Source organism: Sphingomonas sp. BK580, from assembly GCF_014194975.1.
In the GTDB taxonomy this organism is placed as follows: Bacteria; Pseudomonadota; Alphaproteobacteria; order Sphingomonadales; family Sphingomonadaceae; genus Sphingomonas.
On record NZ_JACIAY010000004.1, the window covers coordinates 214507 to 236248 of the forward strand.

General features: G+C 70.2%; 14 protein-coding genes. 8 read left to right on the forward strand and 6 right to left on the reverse strand.

Annotation, left to right across the window (positions count from 1 at the left end; all coding sequences use genetic code 11):
* Nucleotides 1–9 precede the first annotated feature (9 nt).
* Entirely contained in the window at nt 10–459 is a 450-nt protein-coding gene (gene msrB, locus FHY05_RS09785) for a peptide-methionine (R)-S-oxide reductase MsrB (RefSeq protein WP_183944198.1), read from the reverse strand.
* Nucleotides 460–761: 302 nt separating this feature from the next.
* Here msrB and FHY05_RS09790 point away from each other — a divergent pair, with 302 nt between their 5' ends.
* Nucleotides 762–3212 (forward strand): TonB-dependent receptor domain-containing protein, encoded by a 2451-nt coding sequence (locus FHY05_RS09790; RefSeq protein WP_260181447.1) that lies wholly within the window; start codon nt 762–764, stop codon nt 3210–3212.
* 27 nt (nt 3213–3239) lie between these two features.
* Here FHY05_RS09790 and FHY05_RS09795 read toward each other — a convergent pair whose 3' ends face one another.
* Nucleotides 3240–3752 carry a metallophosphoesterase family protein gene (locus FHY05_RS09795; protein WP_183944199.1) on the reverse strand — a complete coding sequence of 171 codons (513 nt, stop codon included), beginning with the start codon at nt 3750–3752 and terminating at the stop codon, nt 3240–3242.
* Complete coding sequence (locus FHY05_RS09800) at nt 3749–4831, reverse strand: spore photoproduct lyase family protein (protein WP_183944200.1); 1083 nt, start codon at nt 4829–4831, stop codon at nt 3749–3751. Before FHY05_RS09800 ends, FHY05_RS09795 begins: the two co-directional genes overlap by 4 nt.
* A 147-nt stretch (nt 4832–4978) precedes the next feature.
* Here FHY05_RS09800 and FHY05_RS09805 point away from each other — a divergent pair, with 147 nt between their 5' ends.
* Together FHY05_RS09805 and FHY05_RS09810 are read left to right on the forward strand one after the other, a co-directional pair.
* Nucleotides 4979–7039: a M13 family metallopeptidase gene (locus tag FHY05_RS09805; RefSeq protein WP_183944201.1), complete on the forward strand. Its 2061-nt coding sequence runs from the start codon at nt 4979–4981 to the stop codon at nt 7037–7039.
* A gap of 228 nt (nt 7040–7267) precedes the next feature.
* Entirely contained in the window at nt 7268–8824 is a 1557-nt protein-coding gene (locus tag FHY05_RS09810; RefSeq protein ID WP_183944202.1) for a cryptochrome/photolyase family protein, read from the forward strand.
* A gap of 129 nt (nt 8825–8953) precedes the next feature.
* Here the strand turns inward: FHY05_RS09810 and FHY05_RS09815 are convergent, their stop codons facing one another.
* On the reverse strand, nt 8954–11995 hold the full coding sequence (locus tag FHY05_RS09815; RefSeq protein ID WP_183944203.1) for a TonB-dependent siderophore receptor: 3042 nt from the start codon (nt 11993–11995) through the stop codon (nt 8954–8956).
* A 209-nt stretch (nt 11996–12204) separates the two neighbouring features.
* On the opposite strand from FHY05_RS09815, the gene FHY05_RS09820 reads away from it, so the two are divergent.
* Complete coding sequence (locus tag FHY05_RS09820) at nt 12205–12750, forward strand: gluconokinase (protein WP_311732436.1); 546 nt, start codon at nt 12205–12207, stop codon at nt 12748–12750.
* Nucleotides 12751–12905: 155 nt separating this feature from the next.
* On the opposite strand, the gene FHY05_RS09825 is transcribed toward FHY05_RS09820, so the two are convergent.
* Nucleotides 12906–13583 carry an FCD domain-containing protein gene (locus FHY05_RS09825; protein WP_183944204.1) on the reverse strand — a complete coding sequence of 226 codons (678 nt, stop codon included), beginning with the start codon at nt 13581–13583 and terminating at the stop codon, nt 12906–12908.
* A 199-nt stretch (nt 13584–13782) separates the two neighbouring features.
* Between FHY05_RS09825 and FHY05_RS09830 the strand changes: the two genes are divergently transcribed.
* The 4 genes from FHY05_RS09830 (at nt 13783) to FHY05_RS09845 (ending at nt 18700) form a co-directional block, all read left to right on the forward strand.
* The gene (locus FHY05_RS09830; protein ID WP_183944205.1) at nt 13783–14031 is read left to right on the forward strand and encodes a helix-turn-helix transcriptional regulator; all 249 of its coding nucleotides are present in this window, start codon (nt 13783–13785) and stop codon (nt 14029–14031) included.
* A gap of 58 nt (nt 14032–14089) precedes the next feature.
* Nucleotides 14090–17101: a glycosyl hydrolase family 28-related protein gene (locus FHY05_RS09835; RefSeq protein ID WP_183944206.1), complete on the forward strand. Its 3012-nt coding sequence runs from the start codon at nt 14090–14092 to the stop codon at nt 17099–17101.
* 80 nt (nt 17102–17181) lie between these two features.
* Nucleotides 17182–18282 carry a GAF domain-containing protein gene (locus tag FHY05_RS09840; protein WP_183944207.1) on the forward strand — a complete coding sequence of 367 codons (1101 nt, stop codon included), beginning with the start codon at nt 17182–17184 and terminating at the stop codon, nt 18280–18282.
* On the forward strand, nt 18272–18700 hold the full coding sequence (locus FHY05_RS09845; RefSeq protein ID WP_183944208.1) for a response regulator: 429 nt from the start codon (nt 18272–18274) through the stop codon (nt 18698–18700). Before FHY05_RS09840 ends, FHY05_RS09845 begins: the two co-directional genes overlap by 11 nt.
* 379 nt (nt 18701–19079) lie before the next feature.
* On the opposite strand, the gene FHY05_RS09850 is transcribed toward FHY05_RS09845, so the two are convergent.
* Nucleotides 19080–21617: a glycoside hydrolase family 9 protein gene (locus tag FHY05_RS09850; protein WP_183944209.1), complete on the reverse strand. Its 2538-nt coding sequence runs from the start codon at nt 21615–21617 to the stop codon at nt 19080–19082.
* Nucleotides 21618–21742 lie beyond the last annotated feature (125 nt).

Genomic DNA, 21742 nt, shown 5'->3' on the forward strand with positions numbered 1-21742 from the left:
GCGCGCGCGTCAGCGTACGTCCTCGACCTGAGGCAGATAGGCGCCGTACCCCTCGGCCTCCATGTCGTCGCGATGGACGAAGCGAAGTGACGCCGAGTTGATGCAATAGCGCAGACCGCCGCGGTCGCGCGGGCCATCGTCGAAGACATGGCCGAGATGGCTGTCGCCATGCGCGGAGCGCACCTCGGTGCGGGTCATGAAGTGCGACCGGTCGACCAGCTCGGCGACGTTGGCGGGCTCGATCGGCTTGGTGAAGCTGGGCCAGCCGCAGCCCGACTCATATTTGTCGGCGCTGGCGAACAGCGGCTCGCCCGAGACCACGTCGACGTAGATCCCTGGCTCCTTGTTGTAGAGCAGTTCGCCGGTGCCGGGCCGCTCGGTGCCGTTCTGCTGGGTAACGCGATACTGCTCGGGCGTGAGCCGCGCGATCGCCTCGTCAGTCTTGCGATAGTCCGTCATGCAACCTCCGTTGGCACCTAGATAAGGTGCGCACGCGCCGGTTGCGAGGTGGCGCGGGGTGACGAGCGTCTGACCCGTCGTGGTGAGGACGCCCGGCCGCAGCGGCCATCGTGCAACTCGGCACACGTCGGATAACCGATCAGAAGAAGACGAGAAGTTCGCGGGTAGGCGGGTCGAGAGGCATCGCGCCGCTGCCAGGCCGTCACCGTTCTGCGTCACCCGTATGATTGAGACGACCCTTCCGCCAACTCTATGCGCTCCGCCGCGACGGCGAGCCCTCGTCGTCCCTGGGGGGCAAAACATTGATCTCGATCTTTCTGGTGGCGACGATGTCGTCGACCGCACTCGTCGCGCCCGCGACGGACGCCGGCGAGCCGCCGAGCGCGCCGGCGCCGGACACGGTCAGCACCGGCGTCGCCAGGGGGCGTGACCGACTCGACAGCGCCACCTCGACCAGCAGCCTGAGGGAAGCTGATGTCGAGAAGCTGGCGCCGCGCTCGGTCGGTGACCTGCTGCGCGATATCCCCGGCCTCCGTTCCGAAGCCTCCACGGGCGAGGGCCTGGTGAGCCTCAGCGTGCGCGGTCTGCCGCTCGCCTCCTCGGGGATCAAGTTCGTCCAGCTCCAGGAGGACGGCCTGCCCGTGCTCGAGTTCGGCGACATGCAGGGGCTCGGTGCCGACGGGCTGGTGCGCGCCGACCTCAGCCTCGCGCAGGTCGAGGTGATCCGCGGCGGCTCCGCCTCGACCTTCGCCTCCAACTCGCCGGGCGGGCTGATCAACTTCATCTCCAAGACGGGGGAGGCCGAGGGCGGCGCGGTGGCGCTGACCGCCGGGCTCGATCACCGCCAGTATCGCATCGATGCCGACGAGGGCGGTCAGCTCGGCGACACGTGGCGCTACCATATCGGCGGCTACTATCGCCGCGGCGAGGGGTCGCGCAGCGCCGGCTATGACGCGCAGCGCGGTGGGCAGGTGAAGCTCAACCTCACCAGGACGGTCGCCGGCGGCTATGTGCGGCTGTACGGCAAGTATCTCGACGATCGCACGCCCTTCTACGACGTCGTGCCGGTGCGCGCGACCGGGACCGCGCGGCACCCGGCGCCGCGCCCGGTAGCGAGCTTCGACATCGGCTCGGGCGTGCTGCTGTCGCGCTCGATCCGCGACGTTCTCCTGCTCGACGGGACCAATCGGCCGGCGCGGCACGACATCGGCGACGGCCAGCGCACGCGCTCGCTGAGCGGTGGGATCGAGGCGCAGCTCGATCTCGCCGACTGGATCGTCACCGCGCGATTTCGCGTCAGCAGCGTCTCGGGCGCGCTGGTGAGCCCGTTCGCGACGGTGTTCCTGCCAGCGACGCGTGCGGCGGCACTGGCCGGAGCCGGCGGGCAGCTGTCCTATGCCAGCGGTCCGCTCGCCGGTCAGGCGATCGGTGACCCGTCCGGCCTCAACGGCAACGGGCTGGTCGGGCTGCTCAGCATCCTCGACCTGCGCATCCGTGACTACGGCAACGTCACCAGTGACACGCGCGCCAGCCGCGTATTGCGCCTCGGCGAAGGCGAGCTGACGCTGACCGGCGGCTTCTACGCGGCGCGCCAGACGCTCGACCGTGACACCCTGTGGAGCACGATGCTCTCCGACGTGCGCGGCGACGGCAGGGCGGCGCTCGTCGACCTCAGCACCGCCACCGGCGCGCGGCTGACCGACAAGGGCGTACTCGCCTACCAGTTCATGCTGCTGCCCGGGAAGCGGCGACGCAGTATGGACCTCGATTATGCGGTCGACGCGCCCTTCGCCTCGGCCAACTACCATGTCGGCGCGGTCGCGATCGGCGCGAGTCTGCGCTACGACACGGGCAGCGCCCGCGGGCGGATGTACGGCTCGGATCTCGGCGGCGGACGCGTCGGCACCGTGACGCGCGACGTCGACGGTGACGGTCGCGTCTCCGCGCCCGAGACCAAGGTCGGCATCACCCCGCTCGGCGCGCCGGCGCCGCTCGACTACGGCTATCAGTATCTGTCCTACTCTACCGGTATCACCTGGCGTGTCGCCGAGCCGTTCGCGCTGTTCGCGCGGTACAGCCGCGGCGCGCGCGCCAACGCCGACCGGCTGCTGTTCAGCCCGATCGTCGACACGGCGAGCGGCGCGCTGGCGCTGCCGCGTGCCGCCGACGACCCGGTGCGCCAGGCCGAGCTGGGTGCCAAGTTCCGGCAGGACGGGCTGACCTTCAACGTCACCGGTTTCTGGGCGACGGCGCAGGACAGCAACACCGATCAGGTGACGACCGACCCGATTGAGCGCGACTATCGGGCGCACGGCGTCGAGCTGGAGAGCGGGGTGCGGCACGGCGTCTTCGCGCTCAACGCTGGCGCGACGCTGACCCATGCCGCGATCACGCGCGACGCGGTCAACCCGCGCGTCGCCGGCAACATTCCGCGGCACCAGGCCAAGCTGACCTTTCAGGCGACGCCGCAGCTCGTCACCGAGCGGCTCAGCCTGGGCGCGGTGTTCATCGGTACCACCGGCAGCTACGCGCAGGACAACGACCTACTGCGGATGCCCGGCTATGTCACCACCAACGCCTTCCTGCAGGTGCGCGCGGCCGAGCGGCTGTCGCTCGCGCTGAATGCGAGCAACCTGTTCGACGTGACGGCGATCAGCGGCTTCGACGACGCGGCGATCCCGTCGAGCGGCATCCTGCGCGCCCGCGTGCTCGACGGGCGGACGGTCTCCGCGACGGCACGGCTCGACTTCTGAGCCGTCGGCGGGCGTGGCGCGGTGGCGTCACGCCCGCTCGCCCGCGCGGCGCGGCGCGGCGGCGAGCAGCTGATCCAGCGAGACGGGCGCGAAATCGTGCACGTCGACACCCACGTCGTACTGCCGCTTCATCGGTGCGAGCCGCCCGTGGCTGTGACCGTGCAGGTCGATCGCGCCGCGGTGCTGCCCGTTCCAGCTGCGGAACGGATAGTGGCCGAGGACCAGTTCGCGTCCGCCGAGCTCGAGCTCGGCATAGTCGCCGACGCTCGCCCAGCCCGGTGCGGCGAGCGTCGCCCCCGTATCATTATTGCCGCGCAGCAGGTGCTTGGTGCCGTTCAGCCGCTCCAGCAGCCCCGCCACCGCCTCGGCGCGGCGCGCGACGTCGCCGAGGTGCCACACCGTGTCCCCGGGCGCGACCGTCGCGTTCCAGCGCTCGACCAGGAGCGCGTCCATCGCCGCCACGTCGGCGAAGGGGCGGCGCCAGATGTTGATCGTGCGGTGGTCGCCGAAGTGCGTGTCGGCGGTGAACCAGACCGTCATGTCCAGTAGAGCAGCCGCGCCGCGGGCAGCGCCGTCGCCAGCCGCGCTTCGAAGAAGCCGCGCAGCGCGCGCATCGTCGCGGCGTCGTACACCTGCTTCTCGCCGCCGAACTTGGTCCGCTTGGTGGCGCGATCCTGCCCGGTCATGTCGAGCGACGAGCCGGGATACCAGCTCTCCAGCACCGCGCGCGACGCGGCGGTGTAGCGGTGCGTGATCAGCTCGACGGTGAGGTCGAGGTCGCGCGCGCCCGCCAGCGCGGCGGCGGAATCGTCGATCAGCGTGCCATAGGCGCTCTCCCAGCCCGGCGCGGCGATGATCGGCGCGATCGTCAGCCCGACGGGATAGCCCGCGTCCGCCATCTGCCGCAGCGCCCCCAGCCGCGCCGCGACGGGCGCGGTGCCGCCCTCGAAGCGTGCGAAGGCGGGCGGGTTGATCGAGGCGCGCATCCGCGTGCGGCCGCCGTGGTCGAGCGCGAGCAGCGGCGCGACGTCGGCGAACTTGGTGGTGAAGCGCAGCTGCGCCTCGGCCTGCCAGCGCCCGAACCAGGCGATCGCGGCGGAGAGCGAGCCGGTCAGCGGCTCCAGCGCGAGCGGGTCGGTGTAGCAGGACGCCTCGAAGGTGGTGCCCTCGCCGGCGCGGGCGCGCTGACGCGAGGTGACCGTGCCGCGCCCGAGATGATCGGGCAGCACCGCCAAGATCTCCTCGAGATTGGCGTAGACTCGCGTGATCGGCGGGCCCTGCAGCGAGCCCGCGAGATAGCAGTAGCTGCAGTGCGCCGGGCAGCCCTCGGCGAGGTCGACGCGCCAGTCGGCGCTGGGCGCGATCGGCTGGAGCCGCCGTTTCGACGGCGGCGCGACGGTGACCGCGAGCGTCGCCTTCGCCGCGGCATAGGCGCGGCGCTGGTCGTCGGGCAGGTCGAGCGTGAGCCGGTCGCCGGGCAGCTCGATCACTTCTACCCCGGCGGCGCCCGCACGTGCGGCGATCGCGCGACCGTGAGCGAAGCCGCGCGCGGCGCGTGTGATCAGCAGCCGGCGCGGGCGCCAGACGACGGGGCGGGGAAAGTCGGTCGCGAGCGCCACCTGCGGCGAACGTGCCGGAGCCGTGAGGGTTCAGCTGTAGATTGAAGATGTTGCAGCGGCTGACCGGGGCCGGTGAGGCGCGATTGCGCGCGGCATCGCGGTGCCTTAATCGAGTCACACAGTGACTCGATGAGGACGCCTGACCCAATGACTTCGAAGATCCTGCTGGGACTCTCGCTCGTTACCTCGCTCGCCGCGGCGCCAGCGGCGGCGCAGACCGCGCCCGCGCCGACCGCTGCGACCGGAGCGACCGGCCCGCGCTACGGCGCGTTCGGCGTCGACCTGACGGCGCGCGACACCGCGGTGAAGCCCGGCGACGATTTCTGGACCTATGCCAACGGCCAGTGGGACAAGAGCACGCCGATCGCGGCCGATCGCCAGTCCGCCGGCCCGGCGGTGGTGCTGAGCGACGAGGCCGAGCTGCAGGTCCGCCGCATCCTCGAGGAGGCGACCAGCGACCCTGCGGCGATCGGCCCGGCGGCGCCGCAGATCGGCGCGCTCTACGCGAGCTTCATGGACCAGGCCGCGATCGAGCGCGCCGGCACCGCGCCGCTCAAGCCCTATTTCGCCAAGATCGACGCCGCGCGCGACCGCGCACAGCTCCAGCGCCTGTTCGCCACCGTCGGCTATGCCTCGCCGGTCGAGATCGGCCAGCTGCCCGATCCGTCCGACCCGACGCGCTACGTGGCGAACTGGGGGCAGGGCTCGCTCGGCATGGGCGGGCGCGACTATTACCTGCTGCCCGGCGCCAAGTACGACACCTATCGCGCCGCCTACCGCCGCTACGTCGAGCAGGTGCTGACGCTCGCCGGGATCGGCGACGCTTCGGCGCGCGCCGATCGGATCGTCGCGCTCGAGACCGCGATGGCGAAGGTGCAATGGTCGCCGGTCGAGCAGCGCGACCTCGCCAAGATGCTCAAGCCGATGACGGTGGCGCAGCGCCGCGCGCTCGCGCCCGAGTTCGACTTCGCGGCGATGGAGACGACGGCGGGCTACGGCAACCAGCCGGTGCTGATCGTCAGCGACGACACCGCGCTGACCGCGCTGGGCAAGATCTTCGCGGCGACGCCGGTGAGCACCTGGCAGGACTGGATGAAGTTCCGGCTCGCCTCGAGCCAGGCCGCGGTGCTGCCCAAGGCGTTCGACGACGCCAGCTTCGCTTTCTACGGCAAGACGCTGAGCGACCAGCCCGAGCAGCGCGCGCGGTGGAAGCGCGGCGTGGCGCTGGTCAACGGGGCGATGGGCGAGGCGGTCGGCAAGGTCTATGTCGCGCGCTTCTACCCGCCCGAGAGCGAGGCCAAGATGGCCGAGCTGATCAAGAACCTGCGCGGCGCGTATCGCGAGCGGATCGAGGGCAACAGCTGGATGGACGCCGCGACCAAGCAGGCCGCGCTGGCCAAGCTGGCCGCGTTCGAGCCGCGCACCGGCCACCCCGCGACCTACATCGACTACGCCTCGCTCAAGGTCGTGCGCGGCGATCCTTTGGGCAACAACATGCGCGCGGCGGAGTTCGAGCATCAGCTAGACCTCAGCCGCTTCCCCAAGCCGGTCGATCGCAGCCTGTGGGGCATGACGCCGCAGACCGTGAACGCCTATTATGACCCGCTGGCGAACCAGATCACCTTCCCCGCCGCGATCCTTCAGCCGCCCTTCTTCGATCCGAAGGCCGACGTGGCCGTGAACTACGGCGCGATCGGCGCGGTGATCGGACACGAGATGGGCCACGGCTTCGACGACCAGGGCAGCCAGTTCTCCGCCTCGGGCAAGTTCGAGAATTGGTGGACGCCCGCGACCCGCGAGGCCTTCACCAAGCGCACCGGCGTGCTGGTCGGCCAGTACGACCAATATGAGCCGATCCCGGGCGTGAAGGTGAAGGGCGCGCTGACGCTCGGCGAGAACATCGGCGACCTCGGCGGGATCGAGGCGGCCTATTCGGCCTACCAGCGCTACCAGGCCGAGCACGGCAAGGCGCCGGTGATCGACGGGCTGACCGGCGACCAGCGTTTCTTCCTCGCCTATGCCCAGGCGTGGCGGAGCAAGATCCGCGAGGGGGCGCTGCGCGCGCGGCTCCTCACCGACCCGCACTCGCCCGCCTTCTACCGCGTCAACGGCATCGTGCGTAACGTCGACGCCTGGTACGATGCGTTCGGGGTCAAGCCCGGTGACAAGCTGTACCTCGCGCCGAAGGATCGGGTGAAGATCTGGTGAGGGTGACGGCTTAGCGCCGGATAGGAGAAGGGCAGCCCCATCCTACCCGTCATCCCCGCGTAGGCGGGGATCCATACACACTGACGTTGCAACTCCATCGCGAGCGTCAGCGCGTCTGGATCCCCGCCTGCGCGGGGATGACGGTATGGCGGGATGACGAAAAGGAAGACGCGGGCGTCGCCCCGCTAACCCACGTTGCTTTCATGCCGCCCGCGCGTTGGCGCTGGCATGACGCTGCTGATCCCGCTGCTGGGCGACCAGCTCACCCCCACGCTCGCCAGCCTGCGCGACGTCGACCGCGCGCGGGCGGTCGTGCTGATGATGGAGGTGTGGGACGAGGCCACCTACGTGCGGCATCACCAGAAGAAGATCGCGCTGATCTTCTCGGCGATGCGCCACTTCGCCGCGGCGCTGCGCGACGACGGCTGGACGGTCGACTATGTCGCGCTCGACGCGCGCGGCAACACGCAGAGCTTCACCGGCGAGGTCGAGCGCGCCGCCAAGCGCCACCGCGCCGGCGCGATCCGCACCGTCGCGGGCGGCGAGTATCGCGTCCGTCAGGCGCAGGACGGCTGGGCCGAGCGCACCGGCCTGCCCGTCGAGATCCTCGAGGACGACCGCTTCGTCTGCCCGCTGCCCGACTTCTACGCCTGGGCGCAGCGGACGCGCGAGAAGCGCATGGAGTTCTTCTACCGCGAGATGCGCCGCCGCACCGGGCTGCTGATGGACGCGGACGGCAAGCCCGATGGTGGCCAGTGGAACTTCGACCACGACAATCGCGCCGGGCCGACCGCCGGGCGCAACTATCCCGCACCGCTTCGCTTCGCGCCCGACGAGACGACGCGCGAGGTGCTCGCCCTGGTGGCGGCACGCTTCGGCGCGCATTTCGGCGCGCTCGAGCCGTTCGCGCTCCCGGTCACCCGCGCGCAGGCGTTGCAGGCGCTCGACCAGTTCGTCGCCGAGGCGCTGCCCGACTTCGGCCGCTACCAGGACGCGATGGTGGCGGGGCAGGACTATCTGTTCCACTCCAGCCTGTCGCTGTGCCTCAACCTCGGGCTGCTCGGGCCCGTGGAGGTGTGCGAGGCAGCGGTTGGTGCCTATCGGCGCGGGCGCGCGCCGATCAACTCGGTGGAAGGTTTCGTCCGCCAGATCATCGGTTGGCGCGAATATATGCGCGGCATGTACTGGTGGGACATGCCCGCCTTCGCCGAGCGCAACGCGCTGGGAGCGACGCGGCCGCTGCCCGACTTCTACTGGACCGGCGAGACCGACATGCGCTGCCTCGCCGAGGCGGTCGACCAGACGCGGCGGGAGGCCTACGCGCATCATATCCAGCGGCTGATGGTGCTCGGCAATTTCGCGCTGCTCGCCGGAGTGGCGCCGGCGGCGATCTCGGACTGGTTCCTGGTGGTCTATTTCGACGCCTATGAGTGGGTCGAGCTGCCCAATGTCGTCGGCATGAGCCAGTTCGCCGACGGCGGGGTGATCGCGTCCAAGCCCTATGTCGCGAGCGGCGCCTATATCGACCGCATGTCCGATTACTGTGGGCGATGCCGCTACGACGTGAAGAAGAAGACGGGCGAGGGGGCGTGCCCGTTCAACGCGCTCTACTGGGACTTCGTCGCGCGCCACGAGGAGCGGTTCGCGCGCAACCCGCGCATGCGCAACGTCTACGCGACGTGGCGTCGGTTCGACGACGCGCGCCGGGCAGAGTATCGCGACAGCGCGCGCGCGTTCCTCGAGACGCTGGAGCCGGCGGCGCCGGGTTGGGCGCGGGTGAGATAGGGGAGGCGGGCGAGCGACGCGCTGTCCCCGGCGCATGCCAGGGCCAGTCGGGTTGGCCGTGGAGAGTGGCACAGCTGTTCCCCAACTGGACCCCGGCCTCGCCGGGGAACAGGGGGCGGAGGGTTAGCGTCAGAACCGCGCGCGGACGCCGACGCGGTAGATCCGCCCCAGCGTGTCGTACAGCGCCGGGTTGACGTCCAGCCCGGTATTGGTCTGCGGCGAAGGCTCCGGATCATGGTCGAACAGATTGTCGACCTTGAAATACATGCTCACTTCCTTGGTCACGTTCACCCCGCCGCCGATGTCGAAGTAGAAGGCGCCCTTCATGCGATTGAAGTCGATCGTCGGGTTGGCGGTGGTCGACACGGGGCAGGTGCCGGGGTCGCAGACGACATATTGGTTGCCGATCACGCCGTTGCTGAACCAGCGTTGCTGCAGCGTGAGGTTGAACTTGTCGTTCTCGTAGGTCTGGATCGCGAGCAGTTTCCAGTCGGGAGTCGCGCCCGAGTTGGCGCCGGCGGTGTCGACCGGCACCGTGCCGGGCAGGCCGGGATCGGTGACGAACTTGATCACGTGCGTCGCCAGCGCGCGCATGGTGAAGCTGCCGCCGAGCGACAGCGGGTTGCGCCACTGGTAGCTGGCCTCGATGTCGAAGCCGTCGGTGTCGATCGAGGCGAGGTTGAACGACTGGACGTTGACGAACTTGGAGTCGCCGTCGAGGTTGAAGGCGCCGCACGTGTCGGGGATGTTCGACACCACGCAGAGGTTGACGATCTGCTGCGCCGACAGGCTGGAGACGACGTCCTTCACCTTGATCTTGTAATAGTCGAACGACAGGCTCAGCCCGGGTGCCCAGCTCGGCTGCGACAGCACCGCGCCCAGCTCGGTGCTGCGCGCCGTCTCCGGGCGCAGCGCGGCATTGCCGATCGTGTTCTGGATGATCAGCACCTGCTGGCCGTTGGGATTGGCCGCGGTCGGGCGCGGGTCGGTGAAGTTGGGCACGGTGGTGGTGACCGGCGCGGCGAACAGCTCGGAGAGGTTGGGCGCGCGCACGTCGCGCGAGGTCACCGCACGCAGGCGGAAGCCGTCGATCGGCGTGTCCCAGGTGCCGCCGATCTTCCAGGCGTAGATCACGCCAGAGGTGGAGTAGCGCGTCGAGCGGCCAGCGACGTTGACGTTGGCCTTGCCCAGCGCGGCGGAGTCGAGCAGCGGCAGGTTGAGCTCGACGAAGCTCTCGACCACGTCATACTTGCCGCGGCCGTTCTTGTAATTGCCCGCGTACCAGTTGCTGCCGTCGGTGGCGTTGAGGATCGGGTCGGCGGGGTAGAGCGCCGAGTTCGGGCTGAGGTCGGTCACGCCCGCGCCATAGGGGTCAGCGCGGACGCGATAGGCCTCCTTGCGATACTCGACGCCCATCGCGATCGCGAGCGGCCCCGCCCAGAGGTCGACCGGCGTGCCCGAGATGCTCGCGCCGGCGGCGTCCTGCGTCTGCCGGGTATGCTGGAACGGGCCGTTCTCCGGCACGATATAGGCCAGCGCCTCGGGCGACGGCTGGAAATTGCCGAAGATGTTGATCGGGCGACAGCCCTGTGCCCGCGCGACCGGGTTGGCGCAGACGATCTCGCCGTTGAGGCGGACGGCGTTGATCGCCTGGTCGTAGCGGCGGTTGATGCTGATGTTGTCGACGTTGATGTCGGTGATGTTGATCCCGTGCTCGTAGTACAGGTCGTAGGTCCAGTCGTCCCCGAACAGGTCCGCCTTGCCTTTCAGCCCGCCGACGAAGCGGTACTGGCGACGGTCGGTGTTGACCTTGATGTTGGGCAGGATCGCATTGCTCAGCCCGTAGGAGAAGCTGGTGACGTTGTTCGCGGCGCACCCGGCCGCGATCGAGGCGGGCAGATAGGGGTTGGCGCACTGGATCGTCAGCCCGGTGCGCGCGGCGCCGGGGTTGGGCTGGTTGTTGCTCTTCACCTGCGCGATATTGGCGGTGACGTAGAGCTCCATGTCGGGCGTCACGTCGAAGCCGACGCGGGTATAAGCGTTGATCCGCTCCAGCCCCGACTGGAGCGAGGTGCCCGATCCGACATGGCCCGACTGGTCGCCTCCGACGCAGAAGCCGACATAGCAGCCGATCACGCTGCCGCCCGCGGTCTTCGACGGCACGCCGTTCGAGCCGTAGTTGAACGGCACCGGGTTGCCGCTGGCGTCGAAGGCAGTGCCCTGCAAGGGACCGGCCGAGATCAGCCCGTACTTCGTGTACTGATAGGCCTGGCCGTGGTCGCGGTAGAGGAACTGCGGGTTGCCGTTGTTGCGGACGCCGGTGTCGACCAGCGTGGTGGCGCGATACCAGTCGCGGCTGCCGGCGAGATCCTCGCCGAAGTCGCCCGGGCCGACGCCCTGGTCCTTGGCATATTCGGTGCTGACGACGAGGTGGAGTCGGTCGTCGGCGAAGGCGTGCCCCGCCGCTGCCTGGAGCAGCACCTGACCGCCGTCGCCGTAGGTCGTGACGCCGGTCTGCGCGTTGGCCTTGAACCCCTCGAAGCGCGTGTCGGTGACGAAGTTGATCACGCCGCCGACCGCGTCGGAGCCGTAGGAGGCGGAGGCACCGCCGGTGACGATGTCGACCCGCTTGATGAGCAGCTGCGGGAACTGGCTGATGTCGGGCACGCCGGTGACGTTGGCGCCGACGACTCGCTGGCCGTCGAGCAGCGTGAGCGTGCGGATCGTCCCCAGGCCGCGCAGCGAGAACGAACTGAGCCCCTGCGTGCCGCTCGACGTGCTGAACGTCCCGGTGGCCGCGCCGGTCGAGCCCTGAAGCGAGGGCAGCTGCGCGATCGTGTTGAAGATGTTGGGCTGCGCGTTGCGCTGGATCTGCTCCTCGCCGACCACGGTGGTCGGTGTCGGCGCGTTGAAGCCGGTGGCGGTGATGCGCGAGCCGGTGACGATGATATCCGACTCGCTCGCCGGTGCCTGTTCGGCGCCCCGGTCGGCCGGCGCGATCAGCGAGTCGGGGGCCGCCGGATCGGCGCTGCGCGTGGTCGCGGGCACGTCGGCCGGCGGCGTCTGCGTCTGGGCGACAGCCGGCGCGGCGGCGAGGACCAGCGCCAGTGCGGCTAAGCTGGTAACGTTACCAAGCTGGCGGGTAGACGACGCTCGCTTGACCTTGATCATGATCCATCCCCTGAGATCGGCCCGCGCTGCTGGTGCGGTGCCGCTGCACGCTGTGCGCCGCTATAGCCGAAGCGGGGCACGGCATCATCTACGACCAAAGTCGCGGCGGCGCGGAGCCCGACCAAGGTCGCGCTGGTCAAGCTGCCGCTGACGCGGGATAGGGCCGGTGAGGCGGCCCCGTCCGGGCCGCGCCGAGAACGGGGTAGGCATTGCGCGCGATCGGGCAGGCGAGCGGGGACGAGCGTGAGGCGGCGCTCGCGATCGTGGTGATGGGCGTGAGCGGCACGGGCAAGACCACGCTCGCCACCGCGCTCGCGCGCTCGCTCGGCTGCCCGATGCTCGAGGGCGACACCTACCACTCCGCCGCCAACATCGCGAAGATGCGCGACGGTCATCCGCTGACCGACGACGATCGCTGGCCCTGGCTCGACCGGCTCGGCGCGGCGCTCGGCGACGCCGCGCGCGAGCGAGGTCGTGCGGTCGCGGCCTGTTCGGCGCTGCGACGCGCCTATCGTGAGCGACTCGGTGCGGCATCAGGGTTGCGCCCGGCTTTCGTGCTGCTAGCGCTGGATCACGACACGATCGCGCGCCGGATGGCGACTCGCTCGGGCCATTACATGCCGGTCGCTCTGCTCGACAGCCAACTCGCCACGCTGGAGCCCCCCACCGCGGACGAGCGAGCGCTGACGCTGGACTCGACCCGGCCGCCGGACGAGCTGGTCGCCGCGGTGCACGCGTGGTTGGGGCTAGGGTGAGGCGCTTCTAATCTTCCGGGCACGGAGAGGGGAACGCTGCGCGCCGCAAGGTGGTGGAGGGGAGCTCTCCTCGTCGTGCAGCGCTCAGGGAAGCCACCTCCTCCACTAGCCTGCGGCTGGCCCCCCTCCCCGTGAGCGGGGGGAGCCGTGAGTGCTCACGGCATCAGCCGGCGGCGCCCTTGCGACAGGTGCCAGCGCATCGCCAGTGCGGCTCCCTCGCCGTCCTGCGCCCGGATCGCGTCGACGATCGCGTCATGCTCCTCCATCATCGCGCCGATCACCGCTGGCGGGCGCGAGCGGGAGATGTCGACGCCGGCGCGCAACACCCGCATCACCCCGTCGAGCAGCTGGTCGAACACCAGGGGGAAGGACGCGTTGGCGGTCGCCTCGACGATCGCGCGGTGCAGCCGCCAGTCCTCTTCGTGCGCCGGAGCATTGGAGAGCAGCGCGGCACGCAGCGCGGCCAGCGCGCGCTCGATCGCCTCCATCTGCGTGGGCGAGCGGCGCTGCGCCGCCAGTCGCGCCGCCTCGGCCTCGAGCACGAAGCGTACCTCATAGGTGCCCATCGCCGACGCCAAGGTGTCCATCGGCATGTGCGTGTCGAGCCGCGCCGATGGGCGGCGCTTGACGTAGGAGCCGGCACCGCGGCGGGCCTCGGTGATCCCATCCGACGCCAGCCGCGCCAGCGCCTCGCGCACGATCGCGCGCGACATGCCGAAGCTCTCGGCCAGGCGCGCTTCGGACGGCAGCCGGTCGCCCACCGCCAGCGCCTCGTCGTTGATGATTCGCACGATCGCGGCATAGGCGCGATCGGTCAGCCGTCCCTCGCTCACGATCCTCTCCTCGGCCCTGGCATAACCGAGCACGGCCTTCGTGGCGAGGATGATGCCTGTCAGACAGGTTGGCACAGATTGCGGTGAATCCGCTTGCTCGCCCAAGTGAAACGGGCTCATATCGAACAAAGCTGTCCAACCGATTGCTGGTGGACGAGCCGATAAGGTTGCGCGGCGACGACCGCGAAGGAGGAGCAGGATGACGACGGGCGCTATCCCCCACGAACCGACCGGCGGCGTTGCCACGCTGGCGCAACTCACCCCGACGCAGGTCAAGGTGCTGCGCGGTGTGCGCTCGGGGCGGCTCAACAAAGAGATCGCTTTCGACCTCGGCATCGCGGAGGCGACGGTGAAGGCGCACATGACCGCGCTGATGCGCAAGCTCAACGTCCGCAATCGCACGCAGGTGGCGGTGGTGGCCGAGGCGCTCGCCGCTCACGCCGGCTAGCGCTGCCCGAGAACCGTTAGTAAGCACCTGTGATAGAATAGAAAACTGGAGACGCGCGATGTGGGCGAAGGGGTGGCTGGGCGCCGCGACGGCGGCGCTGGCGGCGGGAACGGCTCTGCCCGCGGCGGCGCGCTCGACCTCGGTCTATCTCACGCAGCCCGACGATCCGCGCGCGATCACGGTGCGCGGCGTCGGCGACGGGCGTGCCGACGACAGCGCGGCGATCCAGCAGGCGATCGACCAGGCCGCGACGAGCGGCAGCGGCGGCATCGTCTTCCTGCCCTCCGGCCGTTACCGCATCACGCGGACCATCCTCGTGCGCCCGGCGGTGCGGATCTTCGGCGTCGGCAAGACCCGTCCCGAGATCGTGCTGGGCGACGCGACCCCCGGTTTCGGCAGCGGCGTCGCGGCGATGCTCGCGTTCACGGGCGAGGACCAGTATCGCGTCGGCAAGGTCGCGGTGCCGCCGCCCACCACGGTGCCGTTCGATCCCACCGTCTATGACGCGACGTCGAGCACCTTCTACTCGGCGATCGCCAACGTCGACTTCCGCGTCGGCGCGGGCAACGAGGGCGCGGTGGCGGTGCGCTTCCGCGTCGCGCAGCACGGCTATGTCCGCCACGCCGACTTCCATCTCGGCTCGGCGCTGGCAGGCGTCTATCAGGCGGGCAACGAGTTCGAGGACCTGCGCTTCTACGGCGGGCGCTACGGCATCCTGAGCGAGAAGACCTCCTCGGCGTGGCAGTTCACGCTGATCGACTCGGCATTCGAGGGACAGCGCGACGCCGCGATCCGCGAGCATGAGGTCGATCTCACGCTGGTCAACGTCGTCATCCGCGACACGCCGATCGGCATCGACATCGATCGCGGCTGGTCGGACTCCTTGTGGGGGAAGGACGTGCGCTTCGAGCGCGTCAGCCAGGCGGCGGTGGTGATCTCGGAGGAGAGCAGCGTCTTCACCCAGATCGGCTTCGACCACGCGGTGGCGAGCGACACGCCGGTGTTCGCGCGCTTCCGCGACAGCGGGCGCACGATCGCGGGCAAGGGAAGGCGCTATCAGGTCGCCGACTTCTCGCACGGTCTCGCGCTCGCCGGACTCGGCGAGATCGGCAAGACCGCGACCACCTTCGATATCGCCGCCGAGCCGCGCGCATCGCGCACGTCAGCCCCCGCCATCGCCGCGCTGCCCCCGGTCAGCCAGTGGGTCAACGTGCGCACGCTCGGCGTGAAGGGCGACGATGCCACGGACGACACGGCGGCGCTGCAACGCGCGATCGACACGCACCGCGTGCTCTATTTGCCGATGGGGCGCTATCGCGTCACCGACACGCTCAAGCTGCGTCCCGACAGCGTGCTGATCGCGCTGCACCCCAGCCTGACGCACCTCTATCTACCCGACAACGCGCCCAACTACGCGGGTGTCGGCGGCGCGCGCGCGCTGCTGGAGAGCGCCAAGGGCGGCAAGGCCATCGTCCACGGCATCGGGCTGTGGACCGGCAGCGTCAACCCGCGCGCGACCGCGCTGCTGTGGCGCGCCGGCGCCGCCTCGATGGTCAACGACGTCAAGATCCAGGGCGGCGGCGGGACGGTGCTGACCAAGGGCAGCGCGATCAAGCCCAATGACCCGCAGGCGCGCCAGGACGGCCAGCACCCGAGCATCTGGGTCACGGACGGGGGCGGCGGCACCTTCGCCGCGATCTGGTCGCCCAACACCCTGGCGTCGGCGGGCTTCTACGTCTCCGACACCAAGACACCGGGGCACGTCTACGAGCTCTCGGCGGAGCATCATTATCGCGCGGAGATCGTGCTCGACCATGTCGAGAACTGGGAGTTCCTCGCGCCGCAGACCGAGCAGGAGGTGCGCGACGGCGTCAACGCCGTCTCGACCGAAATCCACCACTCGCGCAACATCCTCTTCGCCAACTACCACGGCTATCGCGTGACGCGGACGATCAAGCCGATGGACGCGGCGGTGAAGCTGTATCAGTCGGGCGACATCCGCTTCCGCAACGTCCACGTCAACGCGGAGAGCGGCTTCGCCAGCTGCGACGCCAAGGGCTGCGGCACTTACCTGCGCGCGAGCAAATTCCCGTTCGAGAACGCGATCAAGGACATCACCCGGCAGCAGGAGGTGCGCGAGCGCGAGTTCGCGCGGCTCGACGTGCCCGCCGTGGCGGCGAGCGCCGCGACCGCCGCGGGGGTGCCGGTGTCACCGGGGATTGAGAAGCTGGCCGACGGCTTCTACTCGATCGCGGGCGGCGCGGTGGACAAGGCGGGCAAGCTCTACTTCATCGACCGCTTCTTCCACCGCATCCACGGCTGGTCGCGCGAGGAGGGGCTGTCGACCGTGGCGCAGGCGCCGCTCGACCCCGTCAACCTGGCGGTCGCGCGATCGGGCGACCTGCTCGTCCAGTCCTCGGCCGGGCGCGACGGGACCGTCTACAGCATCGATCCCGCCAGGCCCGAGGACGTGCGTGTGATCGCCCCGACCGCGGCGCGCGCCCATCCCGGCGCCGCCACGCTGCTGCCGGTCAACGTCTGGGCGAACGGCGAGTTCGCCGATCGGATCGACCCGAAAACCTATGAGTTCCCGCCGATCTCTTTCTTCTTCACCAGCAAGATGGGCGAGGCCAAGCCGCAGGAATATGTCTCGCCCGACGGCTCGCTGGTGCTCCCTGCCTTTCGCGTCTGGAACCAGGGACCGGACGATCATACCGGCTGGCGCTGGTCCGACACGCTCGACTCCTACGGGCTCGTCGGGGCGGCGCCGGGCAGCCGCGTGACGCTGACCAACGCCTCGGAGAACCGCACCTACAGCGGCCTGGTCGGCGCGGGCGGGCAGGTGACCGACCTCAAGGTGGTGGCCGAGCGCGGCGGCGAGAGCGTCGCGCGCGACGACGCCGGCAACCTCTACGTCGCCAACGGCCAGGTCTTCGTCTACGCGCCCGACGGCAGCGAGACGAGGCGGATCGACGTACCCGAGCGGCCGCTCCAGGTGCTGATCGGCGGCGCCGACCGCCGCACGCTGTACATCCTGACCCACCATGCGCTCTACGCCTCGCCGATGTAGGTCACCGCGGCACCGCTGATTCACTTAGGCAAATGGATTCTCGCTGTGAAAAGCGACGGGCGGGCGCTAACCACCCTGCCATGTCGGAGGTTGAGCGCGGACTCCCACCCTCTCAGGCGGTCCCGGTCGCGGCGCCCGACCTGTCGCGACGCTATCTCGCGCTGGCTGCGGAAGCGGCCGATCGGCTGCTCGCCGCGACCGACCCGGCGCGCATGGTCGACGAGCTGTTCGCGCTGATCCGCGCCGAGTTGCGGCTCGACGTCTTCTTCAACTATCGCCACGACGACGGCTTGCTCCGTCTCGAGGCCTATGCCGGGCTCACCGCGCAGCAGGCGCTCGACGGTGCCGAGCTGCGCCTGGGGGAGGCGGTGTGCGGCTGCGCCGCGCTGGAGCGTCGCCGGATCCACGCGGAGGCGGTGCAGCGCTCCGACGACCCGCAACTCGCCTTCGTCCGCTCGGTGGGGCTCGACTGCTACGCCTGCACCCCGCTCCTCGACGGCGAGCGGCTGCTCGGCACCCTCGGCTTCGGCCGGCGCGACAGCCGCTGTTTCAGCGCCGAGGAGCTCCAGCTGCTCCACACGCTGTGTCACTATGTCGCGCTGGCCAAGCTGCGGTTGCGGCACGAGGAGGAGCTGTGCCGCAACATCGCCGAGCGCGACCGTCTGCTTGCCGAGCTCAACCACCGCGTCCGCAACAACCTGCAGATGGCGGTCGGCGTCGTGCGCAACGAGCTGCGCGGCGCCGAGCCCGTGCCGCCGGCGCTGATCACCGTCGCCGAGCGGCTCGAGCTGATCGCGCTGGCGCACCGTCCGCTCTACCAGGCCGAGGGCGCCTCGCTCGCGGTCGACGCGGTCGAGATCCTGCACGGTGCGGTCGAGCTCACCACCGGCGGGAACGGGCGGGTCGAGGCGGCGGAACGGGTGATGATCCCGATCGAGCAGGCGGTCGCCTTCTCTCTCCTGGTGCATGCGCTGCTCGGCGACCGCGACGGCCCCGGCGCGCGAGTCGCGGTGGCGCGCCGCGCCGCGACCCTGGAAGCGCGGATCACGCTCGCCGCGGAGGGCGCGTCGGCGCCGCCGCTCGATCGGCTCGCCAGCTCGCTGTTGCGCCAGCTCAACGCCAGCCTCTACGAGGAGGCTGGCGCGATCCACCTGAGGTTTCCGCTCGCCCATGCAGGCTGACACCGATACCCGCTCGCTCCGCCTGCTCGTCGTCGAGGACGAGGCGATCATCGCCATGCTCGTCGAGGACGCGCTCACCATGGCGGGCCATATCGTCGTCGGCGTGGCCGAGAGCGCGGGCGAGGCGCTGGCGATCGCCGCGCGCGAGCCGATCGACCTCGCCCTCTGCGACGTGCGGTTGGCGGAGAATGACAGCGGCGTCACCGTCGCGCGCGAGCTCTCCGCACGCGGCGTGCCGTGCCTCTACGTCAGCGGCAACTGTCCCACCGTGGCGGATCACCCGCTCATCATCGGCTGCGTCGGCAAGCCGTTCGCGACGGCGGCGCTCAGCCGCGCGGTCGAAGCGGCGTACCGCCTCGCCGCGGGCGAGCGCGACGTCGCGGTGCCCAAGAGCATGCACGTCTTCGCGCCGCGCTGAACCGTTCGCCTGAGGGATCCGTGGCGGGCGTGCCTGACGTGCGCGGCCGGGGGACAGACGCGGGGCCGGGGCGTTCTCGCCGGCCTCATCGCGCGGTCCTCACCGCTGCTGCTGCCTGCGCCGGTGAACCGCGGTCCGCCGCCTCGGCGCCGCGCGCGAGCGGCTGTCTGGCAGGAACGCGACGGCGCGGCACGGGCGCCCACGGCGAGCGGAACCGCCGCTCGGGGAGAACGCCTTTTCACGCGGAAGTGAAGCCAGGTCGCCTCAGGAACGGCGTGGGCCTGCGCCAGCAGGAGCCCAGAACACGGAGACTATCGTCTGCGACCCCGGGCTCCGGCCTGCGGAGGAGCACGCCGGACCACATGATCGAACAGCGACATCAACGCTTCCGCTCGCGCGCGAGCTCGTCGACCGCCTGCGCCAGCTCGATCCACATCGCGCCCTCGGGGATGACATATTCGTTCTCGCCCCAGAAGAACGGCCAGTCCTCGTGGTTCTCGGGGAAGTCGGGCTTGATCACCAGCACGCCGGGGACGACGCCGCCGGCGATGAAGGAGAAGTCGGCGCGGTTGTTGCCATAGGCGACCTCCTTCGACAGCGTCCCCACGCCCGAGACGAACGAGCGGTCCGAGCCGGGATGGTGTCCGAGCAGGAACTCGGCGCCGCGGAAGACCGCGTCGGCGGGGACGATGTCTGGGAAGGCCTTGTGCAGCGCATAGGCGTTGAGCGCATAGCCCATCACCGTGCCGCTGCCGGCCCAGCCGCCCGTGGTGATCGGCACGCCGAAGGGGTTGGCGGTCGCTGCCGTGTCCGCCTCGGTCGCGTAGGCGCGGACCGCGGGGATCATCCGCTCTCGATAGGAAGCCGGCATGAAGGGGATCGCGGCGACGGCGTCACGCAGGCTCGGCGCGAAGCGTTTCTCCACCTCGGGATAGAGTGCCTCCACGGCGGTGACGTAGCGGGGGTCGCGCGTGGCGCGCAGCAGCTCGACCGCGGCGGAGAAGCGCTCCATCTCGAGCGGACCGCCGGTGGTGTTGCCGTGCTGGTAGAGGTCGGGCGGGTGCGACTGCTCCTCCGCCCAGGTGGCGGTGGCCAGCGCGAGCGCGCGCTTCGCCAGTACGGGATCGGACGCCTGTAGCGCTCGCGACGCTGCGGCCAGCCCCGCGATCGAGCCGTAGTTGAGCGCCGAGGCCTTGGTGGTGAAGGCCCAGCGATCGTCGGGCATGCCGCTGCGGCCGCCCTTCTCCTCGCCGAGCTTCAGCGCGGGATCGTAGATCAGCCCGTCTGTCTTGGTCGAGGCGTCGCCGAGATGCGTGTATTGCGCGACGTCGGGCTCGACGATGCCGTGGATGGCATGGCCGACCGCGTCGAACTGTGCGACCAGCTGGCGCGTGCCGTGTGCGATCTGCTGGAGCAGGTCGGGCGTGCCGTCGGGCACGTGCAGCTCGGTGCGACGGCGCGCCTCGTCGACCGCGGTGGTGTCGCGCGTCGGACGCCAGCGCTCCCAGCTGTCCACCATCGAGCGGATCACCTGATATTGCGACTGGGTGCGGATGTCGAAGTCGCCCGCGTCGAACCAGCCGCCGGTGTTGAGCCCGGGGATATGCTCGCCCGGCTTGTACTTGCTGTCGGTCGTCGGGCCCTGCGCGTAGAGGTCGATGTGCTCGTGGTTGACCGGCGCCTGGCGCGCGTCGTCGCGGTGCGCCTCGCCGTGCCACACACGATAGCCCTCGTTGACGTACATATGGTCCATCGCGACCGGGAAGTAGACGTCGAGAGTCGGGTGCCACGCGCCGGCATAGACGTCGTCGGCGATCCGGAACGGCGCGGTGCGGGTCGTGCCGTATTCGAGCACGTAGAGGCCGGGCTGGTGCACCGCGCTGAAGTCGAGCCGCAGATAGGAATAGCGCAGATAGTCGCCCCAGCGCGTCGCGGCGGGGATCGTCACCGGCGCCATCGCGCCGTCGCTGCCGACGCGCAGCAGCCGCGGGGTGAGCGCGCGCGTGTCGGAGCGGTCGAGCTCGATCGTCGCCACCTTGCGCCCACCCGGCGTATAGCCCAGCTGCGAGTGCGCGATCACCGGCGCGCGGCGCCAGCCCGGCACGCTGGTCGGGCGCACCGTCCATTCCAGCACGGCGCCGGTCCTCCCCGTCGGGAGCAGCGAGCGCAGCACGAACCAGCCGTTCTGCGCCTGGTTGCGCCCGTCGTAGAGCTGCACGGGCTCGCTCGACTCGATCGACACGCGCCGCGCCGCATCCTCGGGCGCGAGCACGAAACGCCGCGCGGCGGCGATCGGCTGCGGCTCGGCGCCGGGCCCCTCGGCGCGACCGCTCGCGGCGTTGCGCTCGGGCGTGCGAGTCATCGCATCGGCGGGGTAGAGCGGGAAGGTGCCGGTGCGATCGTCGGCGAGATAGCCGTGGTGGAAGTAGGCGGCGGGCAGGAACTCCAGGTTGAAGCCGGCACGGCCGGCCAGCGCGGCGGGCACCGGCTGGTCGAGCAGCACCGAGATCTTCACCACGCCGCCCACTTTCTCCGAGCGGACGCGGTAGCGCCAGTGCTGGTCGGGATATTCGAGCGTCACCGTGATCGCGCCGCTGCGCTGGTCGACCTCGCGCCCGATGAAGCGCGCGGTCGGGTCCCACTGGCCCGGCGTGGCGGCGAGGCGCACGTCGCCGTTGGTGGCGATCCGCTCGTCCTGCTGGATGATCTCCACGCCGCTGATCTTCGAGTCGGCGAACAGCCCGTCGTACCAGTTGGAGAAGACCAGCACGTCGGCGCCGGGCGCCTCGTAATAGCCGCTCGCGTTGAGCGTCAGCTCGCTCGCCGCGGGCGTCGCGTGACGCGATTGCGCCGGGGCTCCGCTCGCCAGCAGCATCGCTATGATCGACACACCGATGCTGATCCGCGCCTTGCTCATCCTCGTCCTCCTCGCGCCGGTCGATCGCCGGTCATGACTAGATGTATAGCGCTAACATCAGGCGGCGCCATATGCCGTGGATCAAGCGGGCGCCATTGACGGCCGCTCGTTCAACTACTTACTCT

Bases quoted from the DNA above. Each gene is read 5' to 3' on its own strand.
- FHY05_RS09830 (WP_183944205.1), top strand. From the start codon at position 13,783: ATGACGACGGGCGCTATCCCCCACGAACCGACCGGCGGCGTTGCCACG.
- FHY05_RS09805 (WP_183944201.1), top strand. From the start codon at position 4,979: ATGACTTCGAAGATCCTGCTGGGACTCTCGCTCGTTACCTCGCTCGCC.
- FHY05_RS09815 (WP_183944203.1), bottom strand. From the start codon at position 11,995: ATGATCAAGGTCAAGCGAGCGTCGTCTACCCGCCAGCTTGGTAACGTT.
- FHY05_RS09840 (WP_183944207.1), top strand. From the start codon at position 17,182: ATGTCGGAGGTTGAGCGCGGACTCCCACCCTCTCAGGCGGTCCCGGTC.
- FHY05_RS09845 (WP_183944208.1), top strand. From the start codon at position 18,272: ATGCAGGCTGACACCGATACCCGCTCGCTCCGCCTGCTCGTCGTCGAG.
- FHY05_RS09795 (WP_183944199.1), bottom strand. From the start codon at position 3,752: ATGACGGTCTGGTTCACCGCCGACACGCACTTCGGCGACCACCGCACG.
- FHY05_RS09810 (WP_183944202.1), top strand. From the start codon at position 7,268: ATGACGCTGCTGATCCCGCTGCTGGGCGACCAGCTCACCCCCACGCTC.
- FHY05_RS09835 (WP_183944206.1), top strand. From the start codon at position 14,090: ATGTGGGCGAAGGGGTGGCTGGGCGCCGCGACGGCGGCGCTGGCGGCG.
- msrB (WP_183944198.1), bottom strand. From the start codon at position 459: ATGACGGACTATCGCAAGACTGACGAGGCGATCGCGCGGCTCACGCCC.
- FHY05_RS09850 (WP_183944209.1), bottom strand. From the start codon at position 21,617: ATGAGCAAGGCGCGGATCAGCATCGGTGTGTCGATCATAGCGATGCTG.